Source organism: Streptomyces milbemycinicus, from assembly GCF_002154605.1.
Lineage (GTDB): Bacteria > Actinomycetota > Actinomycetes > Streptomycetales > Streptomycetaceae > Streptomyces > Streptomyces milbemycinicus.
In genome coordinates, this window is the sequence record NZ_MUNE01000400.1 from 23,217 (window position 1) to 39,774 (window position 16,558).

14 protein-coding genes and 1 pseudogene are annotated in these 16,558 nt (G+C 74.1%); 4 read left to right on the forward strand and 11 right to left on the reverse strand.

Annotated elements, in window-relative coordinates:
* Positions 1-7 precede the first annotated feature (7 nt).
* From CCN51_RS30620 to CCN51_RS30630, 3 genes are read right to left on the reverse strand one after another with little or no spacing between them, the layout of a single operon-like run.
* On the reverse strand, positions 8-1,273 hold the full coding sequence (locus tag CCN51_RS30620; protein WP_014180194.1) for a bifunctional RNase H/acid phosphatase: 1,266 nt from the start codon (positions 1,271-1,273) through the stop codon (positions 8-10).
* Positions 1,274-1,277: 4 nt separating this feature from the next.
* The gene (locus tag CCN51_RS30625; protein WP_043491840.1) at positions 1,278-2,021 is read right to left on the reverse strand and encodes a zinc ribbon domain-containing protein; all 744 of its coding nucleotides are present in this window, start codon (positions 2,019-2,021) and stop codon (positions 1,278-1,280) included.
* Complete coding sequence (locus tag CCN51_RS30630; RefSeq protein ID WP_014180192.1) at positions 2,018-2,920, reverse strand: Nif3-like dinuclear metal center hexameric protein; 903 nt, start codon at positions 2,918-2,920, stop codon at positions 2,018-2,020. Before CCN51_RS30630 ends, CCN51_RS30625 begins: the two co-directional genes overlap by 4 nt.
* A 207-nt stretch (positions 2,921-3,127) precedes the next feature.
* Between CCN51_RS30630 and CCN51_RS58060 the strand changes: the two genes are divergently transcribed.
* Together CCN51_RS58060 and CCN51_RS56030 are read left to right on the forward strand one after the other, a co-directional pair.
* Positions 3,128-4,915 carry a hypothetical protein gene (locus tag CCN51_RS58060; protein ID WP_014180191.1) on the forward strand — a complete coding sequence of 596 codons (1,788 nt, stop codon included), beginning with the start codon at positions 3,128-3,130 and terminating at the stop codon, positions 4,913-4,915.
* A 161-nt stretch (positions 4,916-5,076) separates the two neighbouring features.
* Positions 5,077-5,250, forward strand: coding sequence for a hypothetical protein (locus tag CCN51_RS56030; protein WP_014180190.1), 174 nt, complete (start codon positions 5,077-5,079; stop codon positions 5,248-5,250).
* A gap of 76 nt (positions 5,251-5,326) precedes the next feature.
* Here CCN51_RS56030 and CCN51_RS30640 read toward each other — a convergent pair whose 3' ends face one another.
* The 3 genes from CCN51_RS30640 to CCN51_RS30650 form a co-directional block, all read right to left on the reverse strand.
* Positions 5,327-6,265: a 3-oxoacyl-ACP reductase gene (locus CCN51_RS30640; RefSeq protein ID WP_014180189.1), complete on the reverse strand. Its 939-nt coding sequence runs from the start codon at positions 6,263-6,265 to the stop codon at positions 5,327-5,329.
* A gap of 63 nt (positions 6,266-6,328) precedes the next feature.
* Positions 6,329-7,414 carry a Zn-dependent alcohol dehydrogenase gene (locus tag CCN51_RS30645; protein WP_014180188.1) on the reverse strand — a complete coding sequence of 362 codons (1,086 nt, stop codon included), beginning with the start codon at positions 7,412-7,414 and terminating at the stop codon, positions 6,329-6,331.
* 34 nt (positions 7,415-7,448) lie between these two features.
* Positions 7,449-8,312: a MaoC/PaaZ C-terminal domain-containing protein gene (locus CCN51_RS30650; RefSeq protein ID WP_014180187.1), complete on the reverse strand. Its 864-nt coding sequence runs from the start codon at positions 8,310-8,312 to the stop codon at positions 7,449-7,451.
* A gap of 345 nt (positions 8,313-8,657) precedes the next feature.
* Here CCN51_RS30650 and CCN51_RS30655 point away from each other — a divergent pair, with 345 nt between their 5' ends.
* The gene (locus tag CCN51_RS30655) at positions 8,658-9,908 is read left to right on the forward strand and encodes a sensor histidine kinase (RefSeq protein WP_014180186.1); all 1,251 of its coding nucleotides are present in this window, start codon (positions 8,658-8,660) and stop codon (positions 9,906-9,908) included.
* Positions 9,905-10,510: a response regulator transcription factor gene (locus CCN51_RS30660; protein ID WP_014180185.1), complete on the forward strand. Its 606-nt coding sequence runs from the start codon at positions 9,905-9,907 to the stop codon at positions 10,508-10,510. Before CCN51_RS30655 ends, CCN51_RS30660 begins: the two co-directional genes overlap by 4 nt.
* A gap of 50 nt (positions 10,511-10,560) precedes the next feature.
* Here CCN51_RS30660 and CCN51_RS55180 read toward each other — a convergent pair whose 3' ends face one another.
* From CCN51_RS55180 to CCN51_RS59700, 5 genes and pseudogenes are all read right to left on the reverse strand, one after another.
* Positions 10,561-11,505, reverse strand: a complete 945-nt coding sequence (locus CCN51_RS55180; RefSeq protein WP_014180184.1) for a hypothetical protein — start codon at positions 11,503-11,505, stop codon at positions 10,561-10,563.
* On the reverse strand, positions 11,502-12,041 hold the full coding sequence (locus CCN51_RS30670) for a SigE family RNA polymerase sigma factor (RefSeq protein WP_014180183.1): 540 nt from the start codon (positions 12,039-12,041) through the stop codon (positions 11,502-11,504). The genes CCN51_RS55180 and CCN51_RS30670 overlap by 4 nt, the downstream gene beginning before the upstream one ends.
* Positions 12,042-12,106: 65 nt before the next feature.
* Positions 12,107-13,561, reverse strand: a complete 1,455-nt coding sequence (locus tag CCN51_RS30675) for an MFS transporter (RefSeq protein ID WP_043487741.1) — start codon at positions 13,559-13,561, stop codon at positions 12,107-12,109.
* Positions 13,562-13,682: 121 nt separating this feature from the next.
* Positions 13,683-16,064 carry an acyl-CoA dehydrogenase family protein gene (locus tag CCN51_RS30680; RefSeq protein WP_014180181.1) on the reverse strand — a complete coding sequence of 794 codons (2,382 nt, stop codon included), beginning with the start codon at positions 16,062-16,064 and terminating at the stop codon, positions 13,683-13,685.
* A gap of 259 nt (positions 16,065-16,323) precedes the next feature.
* Positions 16,324-16,464: pseudogene (locus CCN51_RS59700) on the reverse strand (MerR family DNA-binding transcriptional regulator); the annotation flags it as partial.
* Positions 16,465-16,558 lie beyond the last annotated feature (94 nt).

A 16,558-nucleotide genomic window follows, 5' to 3' on the forward strand; every position in this document is an offset into this window, starting at 1 on the left:
CGGCCGGCTACCGCAGGTGCGTCGTGTCGTTCAGCAGGCGCAGCGATGCGTTGCCGTCCGCGTAGTACGCCAGCGCCGACAGCGACGCTGCCGAGATCTCCATCCGGAACAGCGACTCCGGCGGTGCGCCCAGTGCCAGTCGGACCAGGGTCTTGATCGGCGTCACATGCGTGACCAGCAGCACCGTACGGCCCGCATGGCGCGCGATGAGCTTGTCGCGGGTGAGCGCGACCCGGCGGGCGACCGTCGCGAAGCTCTCGCCGCCGCCGGTGGGGGCTGCCTTGGAGGAGGCGAGCCAGGCCTGGAGGTCGTCCGGGTGGCGCTCACGCGCCTCCGCGAAGGTCAGGCCCTCCCAGGCCCCGAAGTCGGTCTCCCGTAGCCCCTCTTCGATATGGACGTCGACACCGATGCGGGACGCCACCGCCTCGGCCGTGTCGACGCAGCGCCTGAGCGGCGAGCTGACCACCACCTGGATGGTGCCGCGCGCCGCCAGCGCCGCCGCGGCCAACTCGGCCTGGCGGCGGCCCACGGGGGAGAGCTCCGGGTCGCCGCCACCGCTGCCGGAGAAGCGCTTCTCGGGGGTCAGCGCCGTCTCACCGTGCCTGAGCAGGACGAAGGTGGCGGGGGTGCCCAGGTCCGCCGGGACAGCCCAGCCCGGGGGCGCGACGCCCGGAGCCACAGCGGACGGGGACGCGGCCCCCGCAGGCGCGGCGGACGGAGACGCGGCGCCCGGGGACGAGACTCCCCCAGACGCGGCTCCCGCAGGCGCGGCGCCCGGGGACGCCGTGTCCGCGTGCGCCTCAAGGGCGTCGTCCGCCGACGGCGCGACCCTCGCACTCGGCCGCCACTGCTCACCCCGCGCGCCCGCGTCCATCGCCTCGTTGGCGAGCCGGTCCGCGTGCTTGTTCCGCTCGCGCGGGATCCACTCGTACGACACCTGCCCGGGCGGGAAGATCTCCCTGGCCTCGGCCGCGAGCGGGCGCATACCGGGGTGCTTGACCTTCCAGCGGCCCGACATCTGCTCGACCACGAGCTTGGAGTCCATCCGGACCTGGACCTGGACCCCGGCCTCCGGGTCGAGGGCGCGCGCCGCCCGCAACCCGGCGATCAGGCCCTTGTACTCGGCGACGTTGTTGGTCGCGGTGCCGATGTACTCCGCCGCCTCGGCGAGGGTCTCGCCCGTGTCCGGGTCGAGGACGACCGCGCCGTAGCCGGCCGGCCCCGGGTTGCCCCGGGAGCCGCCGTCCGCCTCGACGACGAAGCGACGGGCCATCGGCCTACAGCCCCGATTCGGGCGTACGGACCAGAATGCGGCGGCAGTTCTCGCACCGCATCACGGTGTCGGGCGCCGCCGCCCGCACCTCGTTGAGCTCGGTGATGGCCAGCTCCTGGCGGCAGCCGTCGCAGCGGCGCTGGTAGAGCCGGGCCGCACCGACGCCGCCCTGCTGCTCGCGCAGCTTGTCGTAGAGCTTCAGCAGGTCGGCGGGGATCGTCCCGGCGATGACCCCGCGCTCCTTGGTGACGGTCGCCACCTCGGCGTCGATCTCCCCGGCCGCCGCGCCCCGCCGGGCGGTGGCGTCGCCGATCTTGGCCTGCAGCGATTCGACGCGGCCGGTCAGCTCGGTCACCCGCTCCTGCGCGGACTCGCGGCGCTCCATGACCTCCAGTACGACGTCCTCCAGATCGCTCTGGCGCTTGGCGAGGGAGGCGATCTCGTGCTGCAGGTTCTCCAGGTCCTTGGGGGAGGTCACGGCGCCGGAGTCGAGGCGCTTCTGGTCGCGGGCGGCGCGCTGGCGCACCTGGTCCACGTCCTGCTCCGCCTTCGTCTGCTCGCGGGCGGTGTCGCTCTCCTCGGTCTGCGCCGCCACGAGGAGGTCGCGCAGCTGGGTGAGGTCGGCGTGCAGGGTGTCGAGCTCGGCGTGCTCGGGCAGCGTCCTGCGCTTGTGGGCGAGTTGTGAGAGCCGGACGTCGAGGGCCTGGACCTCGAGGAGGCGGATCTGGTCGGCGGGCGCGGCGTTCAGCGGGGGGCTCCAGGGGTGGTGGTGGACGGGACGTGGTCGGTGGTGGGCGCGTGAGCGGCGGGCGCGTGCGCGGTCCAAGGGTCGGTGACCGTACGGGAGATGTGGGTGCGCAGACCCCAGCCGTGCCGGTCGGAGATCTCGTCGAGCTGCGCGGCGGCCTGCTCGACCCACGGCCATTCGGTGGCCCAGTGGGCGGCGTCCAGCAGCGCGAGGCCGTCCCCGCCGCGGGACATCGCCGCGGCCTGCTGGGCCTCGGAGGCGGGGTGGTGGCGCAGGTCGGCCGTGAGATACGCGTCGACTCCGGCCGCGCGCACCTCGGCGAAGAGGCTGTCGCCGGAGCCGCCGCAGACGGCCACCGTACGGATCAGCCGGTCCGGGTCGCCCGCGACGCGGATGCCCTGGGCCGTGGCGGGCAGCCGGGCCGCGGCGCGCTCGGCGAAGTCCCGCAGCGCGACGGGGCGGTCGAACTCGCAGACCCGGCCGAGCCCGCGGCGCCCCGCCGGGTCGGTGGGATCGGGCACCAGCGGACCGGTGATCCGCAGGTCGAGGGCGCCGGCGAGGGCGTCGGACACGCCCGGGTCGGCGCGGTCGGCGTTGGTGTGCGCGACGTGCAGCGCGATGTCGTTCTTGATCAGGGTGTGCACCACCCGGCCCTTGAAGGTGGAGGCCGCGACCGTGGTCGTACCGCGCAGATAGAGCGGGTGGTGGGTGACGAGCAGATCGGCGCCCAGCTTCACCGCCTCGTCGGCGACTTCCTGGACCGGGTCGACGGCGAACAGAACGCGGCCGACCTCGGCGTCGGGGTCTCCGCACACCGTGCCGACGGCGTCCCACTGCTCCGCCCGCTCGGGCGGCCAGAGTGCGTCGAGTGCGGCGAGGACGTCAGCGAGTGCGGGCACGGGGCAAGGCTACCTCCCGGACCACCCGCAAGCCTTGCCCCTGCCTTTACTCACCGCAACCACGCGGGCGGGTACGGCGGACAGCACAGCCCGGCGCGACTTCTCAGGCGAATCGGGCAACAGACACACTTACGTGTGAAGCAAGCCGATTTCGGCGTTCGGCAGGGAGTGCGAAAACTACGTTCAGTGGCCGGAGGTGAACGAACGATGACTGCCTGTGCCTTCGATGCCGCGCTCGCCGCAGGCACCACTGGTGCCCAGGGCGCCGCACACCGGCGCCGAGCGGCGTTCACGATCGCCGCGGACGGTTCGTACGGCGCCCGGCTCGCGCTCAGCGGCGAGGCAGGCGCGGCCGGCTGCTGGTTCCCCGAGCGCTGGACGCTCGACGGACCCGAGCCGTACGCCGTGCCGCTGCCCGCGGCCCAGCCCGAGGAGCCGGACAGCGAGGTGCTGCCCCTGGCCGACGGGCAGGTGCTCATCCGCCGCCGGGTGGCCGGCCGCCACACCCTCTCCCTGCTCTACCCCGCCGGCCCCGGCACCGGCGAACGGCCGCTGGGCGCCGTCGAATGCGCCGAACTGTCCCTGCTGCCGCCCGCCCCCGGCGGCTCCTTCGCCTTCGCGCTCGGCCACGGCGAGCGGTCGACCTCGGTGTGGCTGGTGCACGGCGGCGGCTTCGGGCCGCAGCACCTGGCCGAGCTGCCCGGCCGCTGCACGGGCGGCGTCTGGCTGGACCGTACGGGCCGGCTGCTCGCCCTCGACCGGCGGCTCGACGGCCGCACCAAGACCGTCGTCGTCGACCTGCGGCGCGGCGGCGAGACCAGCCCGCTGCTGCAGATCACCGACGACAGCGACGACCGGCTGCTGCTGGCCGACCCGGACAGCGGCCTGCTGCTCGTACGGTCCGACGCGCCCGGGGACGAGCGGCTGGGGTGGGGGGTGCTGGGCAGCGCCCGCCCCGTCAGATTCCCCGACTGTCTGCGGCCCGCCCAGGTCGAGGCGGTGCCCTTCGCGGTGCAGCCCGGACAGATCCTGACGCCGGAGGCGTGCGCGGTGGCCTTCCGTATCGACGGACCGGCCGAGCGGCCGTGGGTCGGCCTGTGGCGGCCGTCCGAACGGCGGCTGCAGCAACTCCCGGCGCCGGAGGGCTGGCTGGCGGGTGCGGGCCTGTGGACCCGCGACGGCGAGCTGCGGCTGCCGTACGCGACGGGGCAGGTGCCGTGCGGGCTGGCGCGGCTGCGGATGCCCGAGCTGCCCGAGCTGCCCGAGCTGCCGGAGCCGCCCCGGGTGGCGCGGGTCGCACGGGTCACGCGGGTGGACCGCGTGGTGGGGTCCCTGGATCTGCCGCGGCCGATCGGGCTGGTGGTGCCGGGGCGGCGGCCCTCGGCGGCGGCGTCACCCTTGCCATCGCCCTTGCCGTCGTCCTCGCGGTCGTCCTCGCCGTCGTCGCCGTCCCTGTCGGCAGGGGCCGCGATCGCGTCGTGGACCCGGGTCGGGGCGGCCCCCGCGGCCCCCGCGGGTAAGACCGGGGTCGAGCCATGGGCCGGTACGGGGTCATGGGCCGGGGTCGAGCAGGAGACCGGCCCGGAGGCGGAGCCGGGCGCCGAGGCGGGGCCCGGGCCCGGGGCCGCGAGGGAACCCCGGCGCGGCGGCGGACCGGGCTCCGGGCCACTGTCCGGTGCGGAGCGCGGGCGGAATCGCGTACAGCAGCGGGAGCGGGAGCACGTACGGGAGCAGGGGGGCAGCGTCGGGCGGGAGCCCGAGCAGGGGCCTGAGCGCCTACCCGAGCACCTGCCCGCCCACCGGCTCAGACCCGAGCTCATGCCCGGCCCCGACACCGCCCACGCCCCTGGGCCGGAGTCCGGTATCGCCGCGCGGCCCGTACCACTGCAGCAGGCCCCGCTCGCCCGCCGCGACCAGCTCCGTCCGTCCCATCCGTCCCATCAGCCCCGCCCGCCCCGTCCACCCCGTTGGGTCCGAGATCGACGCTCTGATTAGAATTCTGCGGGGGGCCAAGGCAGCCACGTTCCGTTCACCCGCGGGGCGTCGGGTGACACCTGCTGACGTTTCTTGACCCTCGTCGTGACGTCGTGGCGAGTTGACTTCGTGGCCGGCCTCCCGTGCACCGTACGCAGCGATCTGACGGGGTGACTTCCCAGATGTCCCAAGCCCGCACGAACACGACCGAGTCGCGTCCGCAGGAGGCGGCCGCCACAGCGGGGGCCGACGACACAATCCACGGCAAGCACCGGGGCCAGGCCGCGTCCGAGGACGCGCAGACCTCGCCCCACGGCCGCCACCGCCGCCCCGGCGAGGCGGCGACCGCGTCGTAAGGCCCAACACCCGGGCCCCATCAGGCCGGGGCCCATCGGTCCGGAGCCCCATCGGTCCGGGGCCCCGGCCCGCGCCTCACCCCCGCTTGAGCCCCAGCACCTCCACCGCCGCGAAGGTCTCCCCGCGGGGCCGCTCGGCGAAGTACGGCGTGAGCACTCCGTCCAGCTCGTCGAAGGTGAATGCCTCCTTCGCCGTGTCCAGCTTCGCGGCCACCTTCGGCCGCTCCAGGACGGCGACCATCCCGCCGTGGACGACGAAGACCTGCCCGCTCACGCCCGCCGCCTCCGGGGCCGCCAGATAGCCGACGAGCGGGGCGACGTGTTCGGGCGCGAGCGCGTCGAGGGTGCCGTCGTCGGGAGGTTCGAGGCCGGCGAAGACGTCCTCGGTCATCCGGGTGCGGGCGCGCGGGCAGATGGCGTTGGCCGTGACGCCGTATTTGGCCAGCGCCCCCGCCGTGGAGGTGGTGAGCCCGACGATGCCGCCTTTGGCCGCGGCGTAGTTCGGCTGGCCCGGGGAGCCGGCGAGGAACGCCTCGGATGAGGTGTTCACGATCCGGCCGCCGACCGGGCCGCCGTCCGCCGCCTTGGAGCGCTCCCGCCAATGGGCGGCGGCGAAGCGGGTGGTGTTGAAGTGGCCCTTGAGGTGGACGCGGATGACGGAGTCCCATTCGTCCTCGGTCATCGAGAAGACCATCCGGTCCCGCAGGATGCCCGCGTTGTTGACCAGGATGTCGAGCGCGCCGTAGGTGTCGACCGCGAGCCGCACCAGCTCGGCCGCCTGCTCGAAGTCGGCCACGTCCCCGACGTGGGCCGTGGCGTGCCCGCCGGCCTCCCGGATCTCCTGCGCGACCGCCTCGGCGGGGGCGGCCGACGCCTCGCCCGAGCCGTCGCGTCCGGGTCGGCCGAAGTCGTTGACGACGACGCTCGCGCCCAGGCGCGCCAGTTCCAGCGCCTCGGCGCGGCCGAGGCCCCGCCCGGCGCCCGTGACGATCGCGGTCTTCCCCGCCAGCGGCATGCGCGGCATGAACGTCCTCCGTATCGTCCGTGTCGTTCAGGTCCTTCAGGTCGTCCGTGTCGTTCAGACCTGGATGCAGGTGCGCAGCGCCTCACCCGATCGCATCTGGTCCAGTGCGTCGTTGATCTCGGTGAGCCGTACGCGGTGGGTGATGAGCCCTTCGAGATCGATCCGGCCCGCCCGCCACAGCGCGACGGCCCGCCGGTACGAGCGGAGCACATCCCCGCCGCCGTACAGCGAGGGCAGGATCCGCTTCTCGTCGAAGAACAGCTCAAACATGCTGAGCTGGAGGAAGTCGTCCAACGCCCCCGCCCCGACCACGCACAGCGTGCCGCCGCGCCGCGTCGACTCGTACGCCGTGCGGGCGGTGGCGGACCTGCCGACGACCTCGAAGACGTAGTCGAAGCCCTCGCCCGAGGTGACGCGGCTCTTGGCGTCGTCCAGGCCCTCGGGCGCGACCGCTTCCGTGGCGCCGAAGCGCAGTGCCGCCGTGCGCCGTGCGTCGACCGGGTCGACGGCGACGATCTGTGCGGCGCCCGCCGCGCGGGCGCCCTGGATCGCGCTGATGCCCACGCCGCCGCAGCCGATGACCGCGACCGAGGAGCCCGCCTCGACCTCGGCCGTGTTGAGGGCCGCGCCGAGCCCCGTGGTCACCCCGCAGCCGATGAGTGCCGCGATGTCGTACGGCACATCGTCCGGGATCGGTACGGCGCACTGCGCGGGCAGCACGACCTCCTCGGCGAAGGTGCCGGTCCCCGCGAAGCCGAAGATGTCCTCCGGGGCACCGCCGGGGCGCTTGAAGTTGGGGGTGCCTGCGTTCATGAACCCGCTCAGGCACAGATGGGACTGGCCGCGCTCGCAGGCGGGACACGTGCCGCAGGCGGGCAGCCAGCACACCAGCGCCCGGTCGCCCGCGCTCAGGCCGGTCACCCCCTCCCCCACCTCGACGATCTCGCCCGCACCCTCGTGCCCGGGGACGAAGGGCCCGGGCTGGGGCAGTACGCCGCTCATGGCGGACAGGTCGGAGTGGCACAGCCCGGTGGCCTTGACGCGCAGCCTGACCTTGCCCGGGCCGAAGCCCACCGCCTCCATGTCGTCGAGGACTTCGAGCTTGTCCTGCCCTATCTCGTGCAGTACGGCTGCGCGCACAGCGGCTCCTCTCGTCCGTGCGAGGTCTGTTTCTTCAGTCGTGCTCGACGACCGTGTCGGTGAGGACCGGCGCGTCGTCCCGTTCGACGGCCGTGGCCAGCACCTGGACGCGGCCCGGCGCGCCGGAGTCCCGCCACATCCGGATGCGCAGCGTCTCGCCGGGGAAGACGATCCCCGCGAAGCGCGTGGTGTACGAGCGGACGCGGGCGACATCCCCGCCCAGGGCGGTGTCCACGACGGCCTTGAGCACGATCCCGTACGAGCACAGGCCGTGCAGGATCGGCCGGTCGAACCCCGCGACCTTGGCGAACTCGGGGTCGGCGTGGAGCGGGTTCCAGTCCCCGGAGAGGCGGTAGAGCAGCGCCTGGTCCTCGCGGATCGCGCGGTCGACGGTCAGGTCGGGCTCGCGGGCGGGGGGCTCGAGCCGGTCGGCGGGCCCGCGGTCGCCGCCGAAGCCGCCCTCTCCCCGTACGAAGATCCGGGTGTCGCAGGTCCACAGCGGCCCGTCCGCGTCGGCGACATCGCTGCGCAGCACGATGACCGCGGCCTTGCCCTTGTCGTGGACGGCGGCGACCTTGGACGTCTGGGTGGCGTCCCCGGCGAGTGGGATGGGCCGGTGCAGTTCGATGGTCTGGCCGCCGTGCAGAACGGCGGCGAGGTCGACGTCGATACCGGGGGCGCTCAGGCCGCCGGCCAGCGCCATGCCGCCGCCCGCGACCGTGGCGAAGCTGGGGAGGACGTGCAGCTTGCTCTCGAGGGTGTAGCGGAGCTCGTCGGGGTCGGTGGCCGGAACGCCCGCCCCCACGCCGAGGTGGTAGAGCTGGATGTCCTTGTGGCCCCAGGTGAGGGCCGTCGTCCTGGGTTCGGCCGAGACGGCCTTGGCGGCATCGATGGGCATTGCTGAGAGCACTCCTCGCCACGATGGGGAAGACCCCGGCCCGCCCGTCCGCACCGTCGGCCGCGCCGGGGTCGTCACTGGTCGGCCGCCCCGCGCCGGGTCGAAGCCACGGCTCCCGCATGCAGGCGCGTACGGCAGCCCGCACGGCGGAGCCGGATATCGAAACAGGAACGCGTTCTAGCCGATGGCCCCTGTATAGCCCAATCCCCATGCACTGGGAAGACCGCTGACGGTATGTCAGATCGGTTGCCCCGCCCCTTCCCGCCCGCCCGGGACAAATGTCACCGGTCCAGTCGTGACAACCACGTCTGCCCAGCTCACCGGTTACTTCCGTAACCTCGGACCATGTCTGCCAGAACGTCGAACGCGGAAGATGCCTCGGACATCGAGCGCCGCAAGCCGCCCGGCCCGCGCGCCTTCCTGCCCTGGCTCTTCATGCTCACCGGGGACGTCAAGGACCTGATCCAGGGGAAAACCCCGCTGCCGTGGCTCGGCGCCCTCGGGGTGACCGCCTTCTGCGCGCTGTACGCCACCACGGTCTATGCGGGCCTCGACAAGCGTCGCCGCCCCACCCGGCGCTGCCTCGCGTCCCTCGCCGGGCTGGCCGCCCTCACCTACGCCCTGTCCATCGGCTACGCCGGCAACTGGCTGCTCTGCTTCCCGCTGCTGTCGCTGGCCACCGGCATCGTCGTCCGCCGCCGCCAGTTGGGGCCGCTGCTGCTGGCGTACTCGGGCTCCGCCGGGATCATCTCCGGCTGGCGCGGCGGCTCGGACGACGCGCTGACCGTCGGCTACGGAACGATGATGTCCGGCCTGGTGACGGCGGCGATCCTGTCGCTCTTCGACACCGTCGCGGAACTCCGCGCGACCCGCCAGGAGCTGGCCCGCACCGCCGTCGAGAAGGAGCGGCTGCGCTTCTCCCGCGATCTGCACGACCTGCTGGGCCACACCATGTCGGTCGTGGTGGTCAAGGCCGAGGCCGTACGCCGCCTCGCCCCGCGCGACCTGGACGCCGCGCTGGGCCAGGCCGCCGACATCGAGGCCGTCGGCCGCCAGGCCCTCACCGAGATCCGGGAGGCCGTCACCGGCTACCGCGAGGGCAGCCTGGCGACGGAGCTGGACCGGGCCCGCTCGCTGCTCGACGCCTCGGGCATCGACGCCGTCGTCCGCCGGTCGGGGCCGCCGCTGCCCCCGCAGACCGAGGCGTTGCTGGGCTGGGTGGTCCGCGAGGGGGTCACCAATGTGGTGCGGCACAGCGGGGCCGGCCGGTGCGAGATCGAGGTCCGTCAGGAGGCCGATCAGGTGCGTCTGGAGATCGTCGACGACGGGAACGGCGTAGGCTCCCGTTCCGCCGGTAAGGCCGTCCCCGCCGGACGGGCAGGTACGGGGCTCAAGGGCCTGGCCGAGCGGCTGGCCGCGGCGGGCGGCTCGCTGGAGACCGGCCCGGCCGGGCGCCGTGGCTTCCGGCTCGCGGCGGCGCTGCCAGTGGACGGCAACAACGGCGACGACGGCAACGGCAGCGGCGACAGGGACGGCGAGGACAGGAAAGGCGAGGGCAAGGATCCGATGGACGTCAAGGGGGTCCGTACGGCGTGATCAAGCTACTGCTCGCCGAGGACCAGGGCATGATGCGGGGCGCGCTGGCCCTGCTGCTCGGTCTGGAGCCGGACTTCGAGATCGTCGCGCAGGTCGGCGAGGGCGACAAGATCGTGCCCCGCGCGCTCGAGACGCGGCCGGACGTGGCCCTCCTCGACATCGAACTGCCGGGCCTCAGCGGCCTGGACGCCGCCGCCGCGCTGCGCCAGGAGCTCCCCGGCTGCCATGTGCTGATCCTGACCACCTTCGGCCGCCCCGGCTATCTTCGCCGCGCGATGGAGGCCGGGGCCTCCGGGTTCCTGGTCAAGGACGGCCCGGTCGAGGAGCTGGCCGTCGCGGTCCGCCGGGTGCTCGCGGGCGAGCGGGTCATCGACCCGGGCCTGGCCGCGGCAGCCCTGAGCGCGGGCCCCAACCCGCTGACGCCGCGCGAGCGGGACGTGCTGACGGCGGCGGTGGACGGGGCGACCGTCGCCGACATCGCCGCCAAGGTCCATCTGTCCCCCGCCACCGTCCGCAACTACCTGTCCTCGGCCATCGGCAAGACCCAGACCCGCAACCGCATGGAGGCGGTGCGGGCGGCGCGCCAGAACGGCTGGCTGTGACGGCCGGCGGCCCCGGGGCGCCCCCACGGTCGCCCCGGGGCCGCCTGCCGTCACCTCACGGTGGTGATCTCCACCGGCGTCCGCCGGCCCGCCTTCGTCACGGCCTCCAGCTGCTCCTTCTTCACCGCCACCGGCAGCTTCTTCTTCAGGTCCTCCAGCCGCATGGCGGGCCCCATCCGCGTCCGCTTCCCCGCACCGTCGTAGAGGTCGATGAAGTCGTCCGATACCCCGTGGCCCGGGCGCTCGCTCACGATCCAGCGGACGTCGGTGCCCTTCACCGGGACCACCTTCGGCTCGTCGGTCGTACCGCCCTTCCAGTGGACCACCACGCGCTCCACCTTCGGGTCCAGCCACGCCATGCCCACCGGACCGGCCTCGGCGCCCTGGTGCTGATACGAGCCGCCCAGCAGGGTCTCCCCCTTGACGCGCTTCGGCGACACCCAGTCCGACATCAACCGCGGCTTCCCCGTGCCCTCGGTCACCCGGGTGGAGAACCAGGTCACGCCGATGCGCAGGGTCTTCGGGTACCCCCCCTCCCACTTGCCGTCAAGTACTGGGTAGGCGTCCCCCCGGCGCATCGCCAGGTCGTACTGGCGGTGCGCCTCCTCCTTCGTCCGCGCGGGCCCGTAGACGGTGACCGAGACCTGCCACCGCTTCCCGTCGACCTTCCCCTTGCCCACGACGGTCGTGACCGGGTCCAGCGGGGCGGGCGCCGACGCCGGGGCGGCTGCCGACGCCGTCCCTCCCTGACCGAAGTCGCCGAACTGCCCGAGGCCCACCCCTCCGGCCACCAGCACGGCCGTGACCGCCAGGGCGGTGGCCCCCACCCGGCGGCGTGCCCTGCGCCGGCGGCCGGCGCGGACCACGTCCGGGTAGGGCGCGGGGCCGATGGTCACCTCGTCCGCGATCGTGCCCAGCCGATCCGTCAGTTCACCTGCTTCCCGGTCCGGATCCCCCGCGTACTCGGGCTCCGCGTACCACGACTCCCTGTTCATCGCACCTCCCCGTGACCCGCGGTCACGTCTTCGCGCGCCAGCGCGGCCCGCAGCTTCGCCAGCCCCTTCGCCGCCTGACTCTTGACCGTTCCGACCGAGCAGCCCATGGCGACCGCCACCTGTGACTCGCTGAGGTCCTCCCAGTACCGCAACACCACGGCCTGACGCTGCCGGGGCGGGAGTTGCGCCAGGGCGTGGCGCAACATCTCCCGGTCGTCGGCCAGGGTGATCCGGTCCCGGTCGGGCGTCTGCCAGCCGTCGGTGTCGCCCGGGGAGAGGGTCAGGAGCTCCTTCAGCTTTCTGCGGTGCCGCCGCGCATGCTCGTTGACGAGGACGCGGCGTACGTAGGCGTCCGGCTCGTCCGCGGCGCGGACCCGCCGCCATGCGACATAGACCCGGACCAGGGCCGACTGGACCAGGTCCTCGGCCGTGTGCTGCTCACCGCAGAGCAGATACGCGGTGCGCACCAGCCGCGGCCATCGCGTGGTGACGAACTCCCGGAACTCCTCGTCCCGGTTCGCCGTCGTGTCCCCCATGGGCACCTCCTCGACCTACGGAGTCCACGGAGGCTGCGAACCGTTGCCCGGCCGCGGAGGAATTCTCAGGCGCGGCGGCGTGGGAGGGCCACGGCCATCAGGACCACGGCGGCCGCGATGATGCCCGAGGCGACGGTGAACGCATGAGCGTACCCGGCCGCCAGCGCCACCGGGCCCGGCCCGTCCCCGCCGCCGCCGCTGCCACCCTCGGTGGCGGAGATGCGCTCGGCGGCGACCGTGGTCAGCACGGTCAGGCCGAGCGCGCCGCCGATCTGGCGGCTGGTGTTGACCAGGCCCGCCACCAGCCCGGCCTCGGACGGCGCGGCGCCCGAGGTGGCGGCCGTGGCCAGCGGGGTCATCATCAGGCCGGAGCCGAGCGACATGACGATCGCGGGGCCCAGGACCGTACCGGCGAAGGTGCCGTCGGCGTCCATCCGGCTCTGCCAGGCGTAGCCGATGACGGCCAGGATCCCGCCGGTCATCGCCAGCGCCTTGCCGCTGAACACCGCCATCAGCCGGGGCGCGAGCTTGGAGCCGAGGACGATGGACAGGGTGTGCGGGAGGAAGGCAAGCCCGGCCTCGATGGGGCTGAAGTGCAGCACGTTCTGCAGGTAAAGGGACATGAAGTACCACATCGCGAACATGCCGCCGCCGCACACCAGCATCACCGCGTTCGCCGCCCAGACCGTTCTGATACGGAACAGCCCGAGCGGCATCAGCGGGGCCCGGGTGCGCGCCTCGACGGCGACGAAGACGCCGAGCAGCGCCAGGCCGCCGAGCAGCGGTACGAGCGAGGCGGCGGCGGCCCAGCCGTGCCGCTCGGTCTGCACGATGCCGTACGCGAGCGCCGAGACGCCCGCCGTGACGAGGACCGCGCCCGGTACGTCGAGCCGGCGCCCGGCCGCCGCCCGGCCCTCGACCAGCCACACCGCCGCGCCGACCAGCACCAGCGCGCCCACGGGCACATTGACCAGCAGCACCCAGCGCCAGGAGAGATAGTCGGTGAGCAGCCCGCCGACCAGCCCGCCCGCGGCGCCGCCGCCCGCGCCGACCGCCGTCCAGGTGCCGATGGCCCGGGTGCGGGCCGCGCCGCCCGGGAAGGTGGTGGTGAGGATGGTGAGGGTGGCCGGGGAGAGTACGGCCGCGCCCAGGCCCTGGGCGGCCCGGGCGGCGACCAGTTGCCAGGGCTCCCGGGCGAGTCCGCCCGCCAGGCTGGCGGCGGTGAACAGGCTGAGGCCGACGAGGAAGGCGCGCTTGCGCCCGAAGAGATCGGCGACCCGGCCGCCGAGCAGCAGAAATCCGGCGAAGGTGAGCGCGTAGGCGTTGACCACCCACTGCAGCGCGGTCTCGCCGAGCCCGAGGTCCGTACGTATCGACGGCAGCGCGACATTGACCACGGACACGTCGAGGACGACCAGGAACTGGCCCGCGCACGCGGCCAGCAGCACCGCCCAGGCCGGTGGGGTCACACGTGGTGCGGCGGATGAGCTATCCGTGGTGGAGGGGGTGTGGGCGGACATGGCCGTGATGCTCGCACCGAGCCCTGCATGCTGCATCGTATTTTTGTCGTACCTATGGGGGCTGTTGGGTGTAGGTCTCACGCAGTAGGCGCGCACCCCCGGGCGCGAGCCGGGGCGCGCACTACGCGGGCGCCGGGTCGCGCGGCAGCCCCAGCATCCGCTCCGCGACAACGTTCAGCTGCACCTGCGTCGTACCACCCGCGATGGTCAGACAGCGGGACATCAGAAAGCCGTGCAGCGTCCGCTCCCCCACGCCCTCGCGCACCGCGCCCGCCGGGCCCAGCAGCTCCAGGGCCAGCTCGGCGACCTTCTGCTGGTGCGCGGTCTGGATCAGCTTACGGACGCTCGCGCCCGCCCCCGGCTCCACACCGGACACCTGCCGCAAGGTGGTGCGCAGCCCCAGGCACGCCAGTGCGTGCGCCTCGGCCATCAGCGCCCCGACCCGCTCCCGTACCCAGTCGTCGGCGCCGGCCCCGTCGGCGGCGTTGTCGGGATCGGCCGTGCGCGCGATCAGGGCCTCCAGACCGGTGTCGAAAGTCAGCTGGTCGGCCATGTGGACGCGTTCGTTGCCGAGTGTGTTGCGGGCCACCGCCCAGCCGCCGTCCACCTCGCCCACCACCGCGTCGTGCGGCAGCAGGACATCGTCCAGATAGACCTCGTTGAACAGCGCCTCCCCGGTGATCTCCCGCAGCGGACGGATGTCGATCCCGGCGGTCCGCTCCATGTCGACGAGGAAGTAGGTGAGCCCCTTGTGCTTGGGTGCCCGGGGGTCCGTACGGGCCAGCAGGATGCCGTGGTGCGCCCGCCGCGCCCCCGACGTCCACACTTTCTGCCCGCTGACCCGCCACCCCTCCTCGGTCCGCTCGGCCTTCGTACGCAGCGCCGCCAGGTCGGACCCGGCCTCCGGCTCGGAGAACAGCTGGCACCAGCGCAGCTCGCCGCGGAGCGTCGGCAGCAGATAGCGCTCCCGCTGCTCCGGCGTCCCGTACGCGATGAGCGAGGGCACGACCCAGGTGGCGACCCCCAGATCGCTGAGGACCACCCCCGCGTCGGCCAGCTCCCGCTGCACCGCGAGCTGCTGTACGGGGCCGGCCCCGAGCCCGTACGGGGGTGGCAGATGCGGGGCGGCGTGGCCGGTGGGCGCGAGGGCGCGGCGGGCGGCGGCGGGGTCCAGTCCGCGCGCCGCCTCGATCGCGGCGCGCGCCTGTGTCCGGTACCGCTCGTAGTCGCGGCGGACCTCCCCCTCGGCCGGAAGCTCCAGCCGCAGCTCGCGCCGCGCGCCCGCAGCGGCGAGCCGGGCGGCCCGCAGCCGGTGCGCGCCGCCCGTGCCGAGCAGGGCGCGGGCGGCGGTCGCGCGGCGGAGGTGGAGGTGGGCGTCGTGCTCCCAGGTGAAGCCGATGCCGCCGAGGATCTGGATGCAGTCCTTGGCGCAGCTGTGGGCGGCATCGAGCGCGCTGGCGACGGCGAGCGCGGCGGTCAGGGCGCGCGGGTTCTGCTGCGCGTATGTGGCGGGCTCGGCGTCCGTCGTGGGCTTCGCGTGTGTCATGGGCTTCGCGTGTGTCGGCGGCTCGTCGCGTGTCGCGCGCTCGTCACCCGTCGGCGCTTCCTCCCGCACCGCCGGTTCCTGGCGCGCCGCCGGTTCCTCGCCCGCCGCCCGGGCCGCGTCCCAGGTCAGGGCGCGCGCCTGCTCGACGCGTACGAGCATGTCGGCACACAGGTGCTTGACGGCCTGGAACTGGCCGATGGGCCGCCCGAACTGCTCGCGCGTCCTGGCGTGCGCGACCGCGGTCTCCAGGGCCCACGCCGCCGTCCCACACGCCTCGGCCGCGAACAGCACCGCGGCCAGGTCCCGCACCAGCCCAGGGTCCACGGCGAGCGCCCGGTCGGCGGGGACGGCCGTACGCAGGGCCCTCACCTCGGCCGTGGGGCGGGTCGGGTCGGCGCTGTCGTGGGCGCGGATCTCCAGGTCGCGGGCGTCGACGGCGAACCACGCCGTGCCGCCGCCGGCGGTCGTGGCGGCCAGTACGACGAAGTCGGCGTCGGCCGCGCCGAGCACCGGCGGCGCGCATCCGTCCAGCACCCAGCCCCGCACCGCGTCGCCCGGCGCCGCGGGGGTGGCGGTGAGCGACCCGGCGCCCAGGGCGACCGCGCCGACGCGCGCACCCCCGGCGAGCGCGGCGGCCAACTCGCCCTGCCCTGCCCGCGCCAGCACCGCCGAGGCCAGTACGGTCGGCAGATACGGCCCGGGGAGCACCGCCCGCCCGGTCTCCTCCAGGACGACGGCGAGGTCGAGCAGCCCGCCGCCGCCCCCGCCGTACGCCTCCGGCAGATGCGGCCCGAGCAGCCCCTGCGCGGCCAGCCCGTCCCAGTAGGCGGGCCGCCCCGAGCCGTCCGCGGGGGCGTCCAGCAGCTTGCGCACCTCCTCGGACGGCACGGCCCGAGCGGCCCACCCCCGCACCGCGCGCGCCAGTTCCCGCTGGTCTTCCGTGATGGCGATGCCCATGGAGCGCCTCTCTCGGATCTCGGAACTCTCGGCCCTGCTCGCATCCAATCTGACGGATAGTCAGAAATGAGGGAAGACCGGTGAACCCGAGAAGACCGGTACCTGGTGGGCCGCGGCTCAGGCCGCCGACTCGTCGCCGGCGTCTGCGTCGGCGGCGGCGGCGTCCGCGGGCGCCGCNNTCGTCGTCCAGGTAGGCCACGAAGGACTTCACGTCCTCGACGGTGAACCCGGAGGCCAGCAGGTCGCGGATGTTGCGGACCCGGGTCACCGCGCCCGGCCCGTACACGCGGTAGCCGTTGCCCGTCCGCTCGGACTCCAGCAACCCCTGCGCCTCGTAGTAGCGCAGGGCGCGGGTCGTGGCCCCCGTCCGGGTTGCCAGTTCCCCGATCAGCATCGCCATCGCCTCCGCGCCCCACCCTAGGCGGCGCGATCTCTGGGCGTTCGCCGAGGTCAACTTGCGATCCGGACCACTGTCTTTCCGGTGTACGCGCCGC

Excerpts from the sequence above, each read along its gene's own strand:
- CCN51_RS30620 (WP_014180194.1), bottom strand. The coding sequence starts at position 1,273 with ATGGCCCGTCGCTTCGTCGTCGAGGCGGACGGCGGCTCCCGGGGCAAC.
- CCN51_RS58060 (WP_014180191.1), top strand. The coding sequence starts at position 3,128 with ATGACTGCCTGTGCCTTCGATGCCGCGCTCGCCGCAGGCACCACTGGT.
- CCN51_RS56030 (WP_014180190.1), top strand. The coding sequence starts at position 5,077 with ATGTCCCAAGCCCGCACGAACACGACCGAGTCGCGTCCGCAGGAGGCG.
- CCN51_RS30640 (WP_014180189.1), bottom strand. The coding sequence starts at position 6,265 with ATGCCGCTGGCGGGGAAGACCGCGATCGTCACGGGCGCCGGGCGGGGC.
- CCN51_RS30650 (WP_014180187.1), bottom strand. The coding sequence starts at position 8,312 with ATGCCCATCGATGCCGCCAAGGCCGTCTCGGCCGAACCCAGGACGACG.
- CCN51_RS30655 (WP_014180186.1), top strand. The coding sequence starts at position 8,658 with ATGTCTGCCAGAACGTCGAACGCGGAAGATGCCTCGGACATCGAGCGC.
- CCN51_RS55180 (WP_014180184.1), bottom strand. The coding sequence starts at position 11,505 with ATGAACAGGGAGTCGTGGTACGCGGAGCCCGAGTACGCGGGGGATCCG.
- CCN51_RS30670 (WP_014180183.1), bottom strand. The coding sequence starts at position 12,041 with ATGGGGGACACGACGGCGAACCGGGACGAGGAGTTCCGGGAGTTCGTC.
- CCN51_RS30675 (WP_043487741.1), bottom strand. The coding sequence starts at position 13,561 with ATGTCCGCCCACACCCCCTCCACCACGGATAGCTCATCCGCCGCACCA.
- CCN51_RS30680 (WP_014180181.1), bottom strand. The coding sequence starts at position 16,064 with ATGGGCATCGCCATCACGGAAGACCAGCGGGAACTGGCGCGCGCGGTG.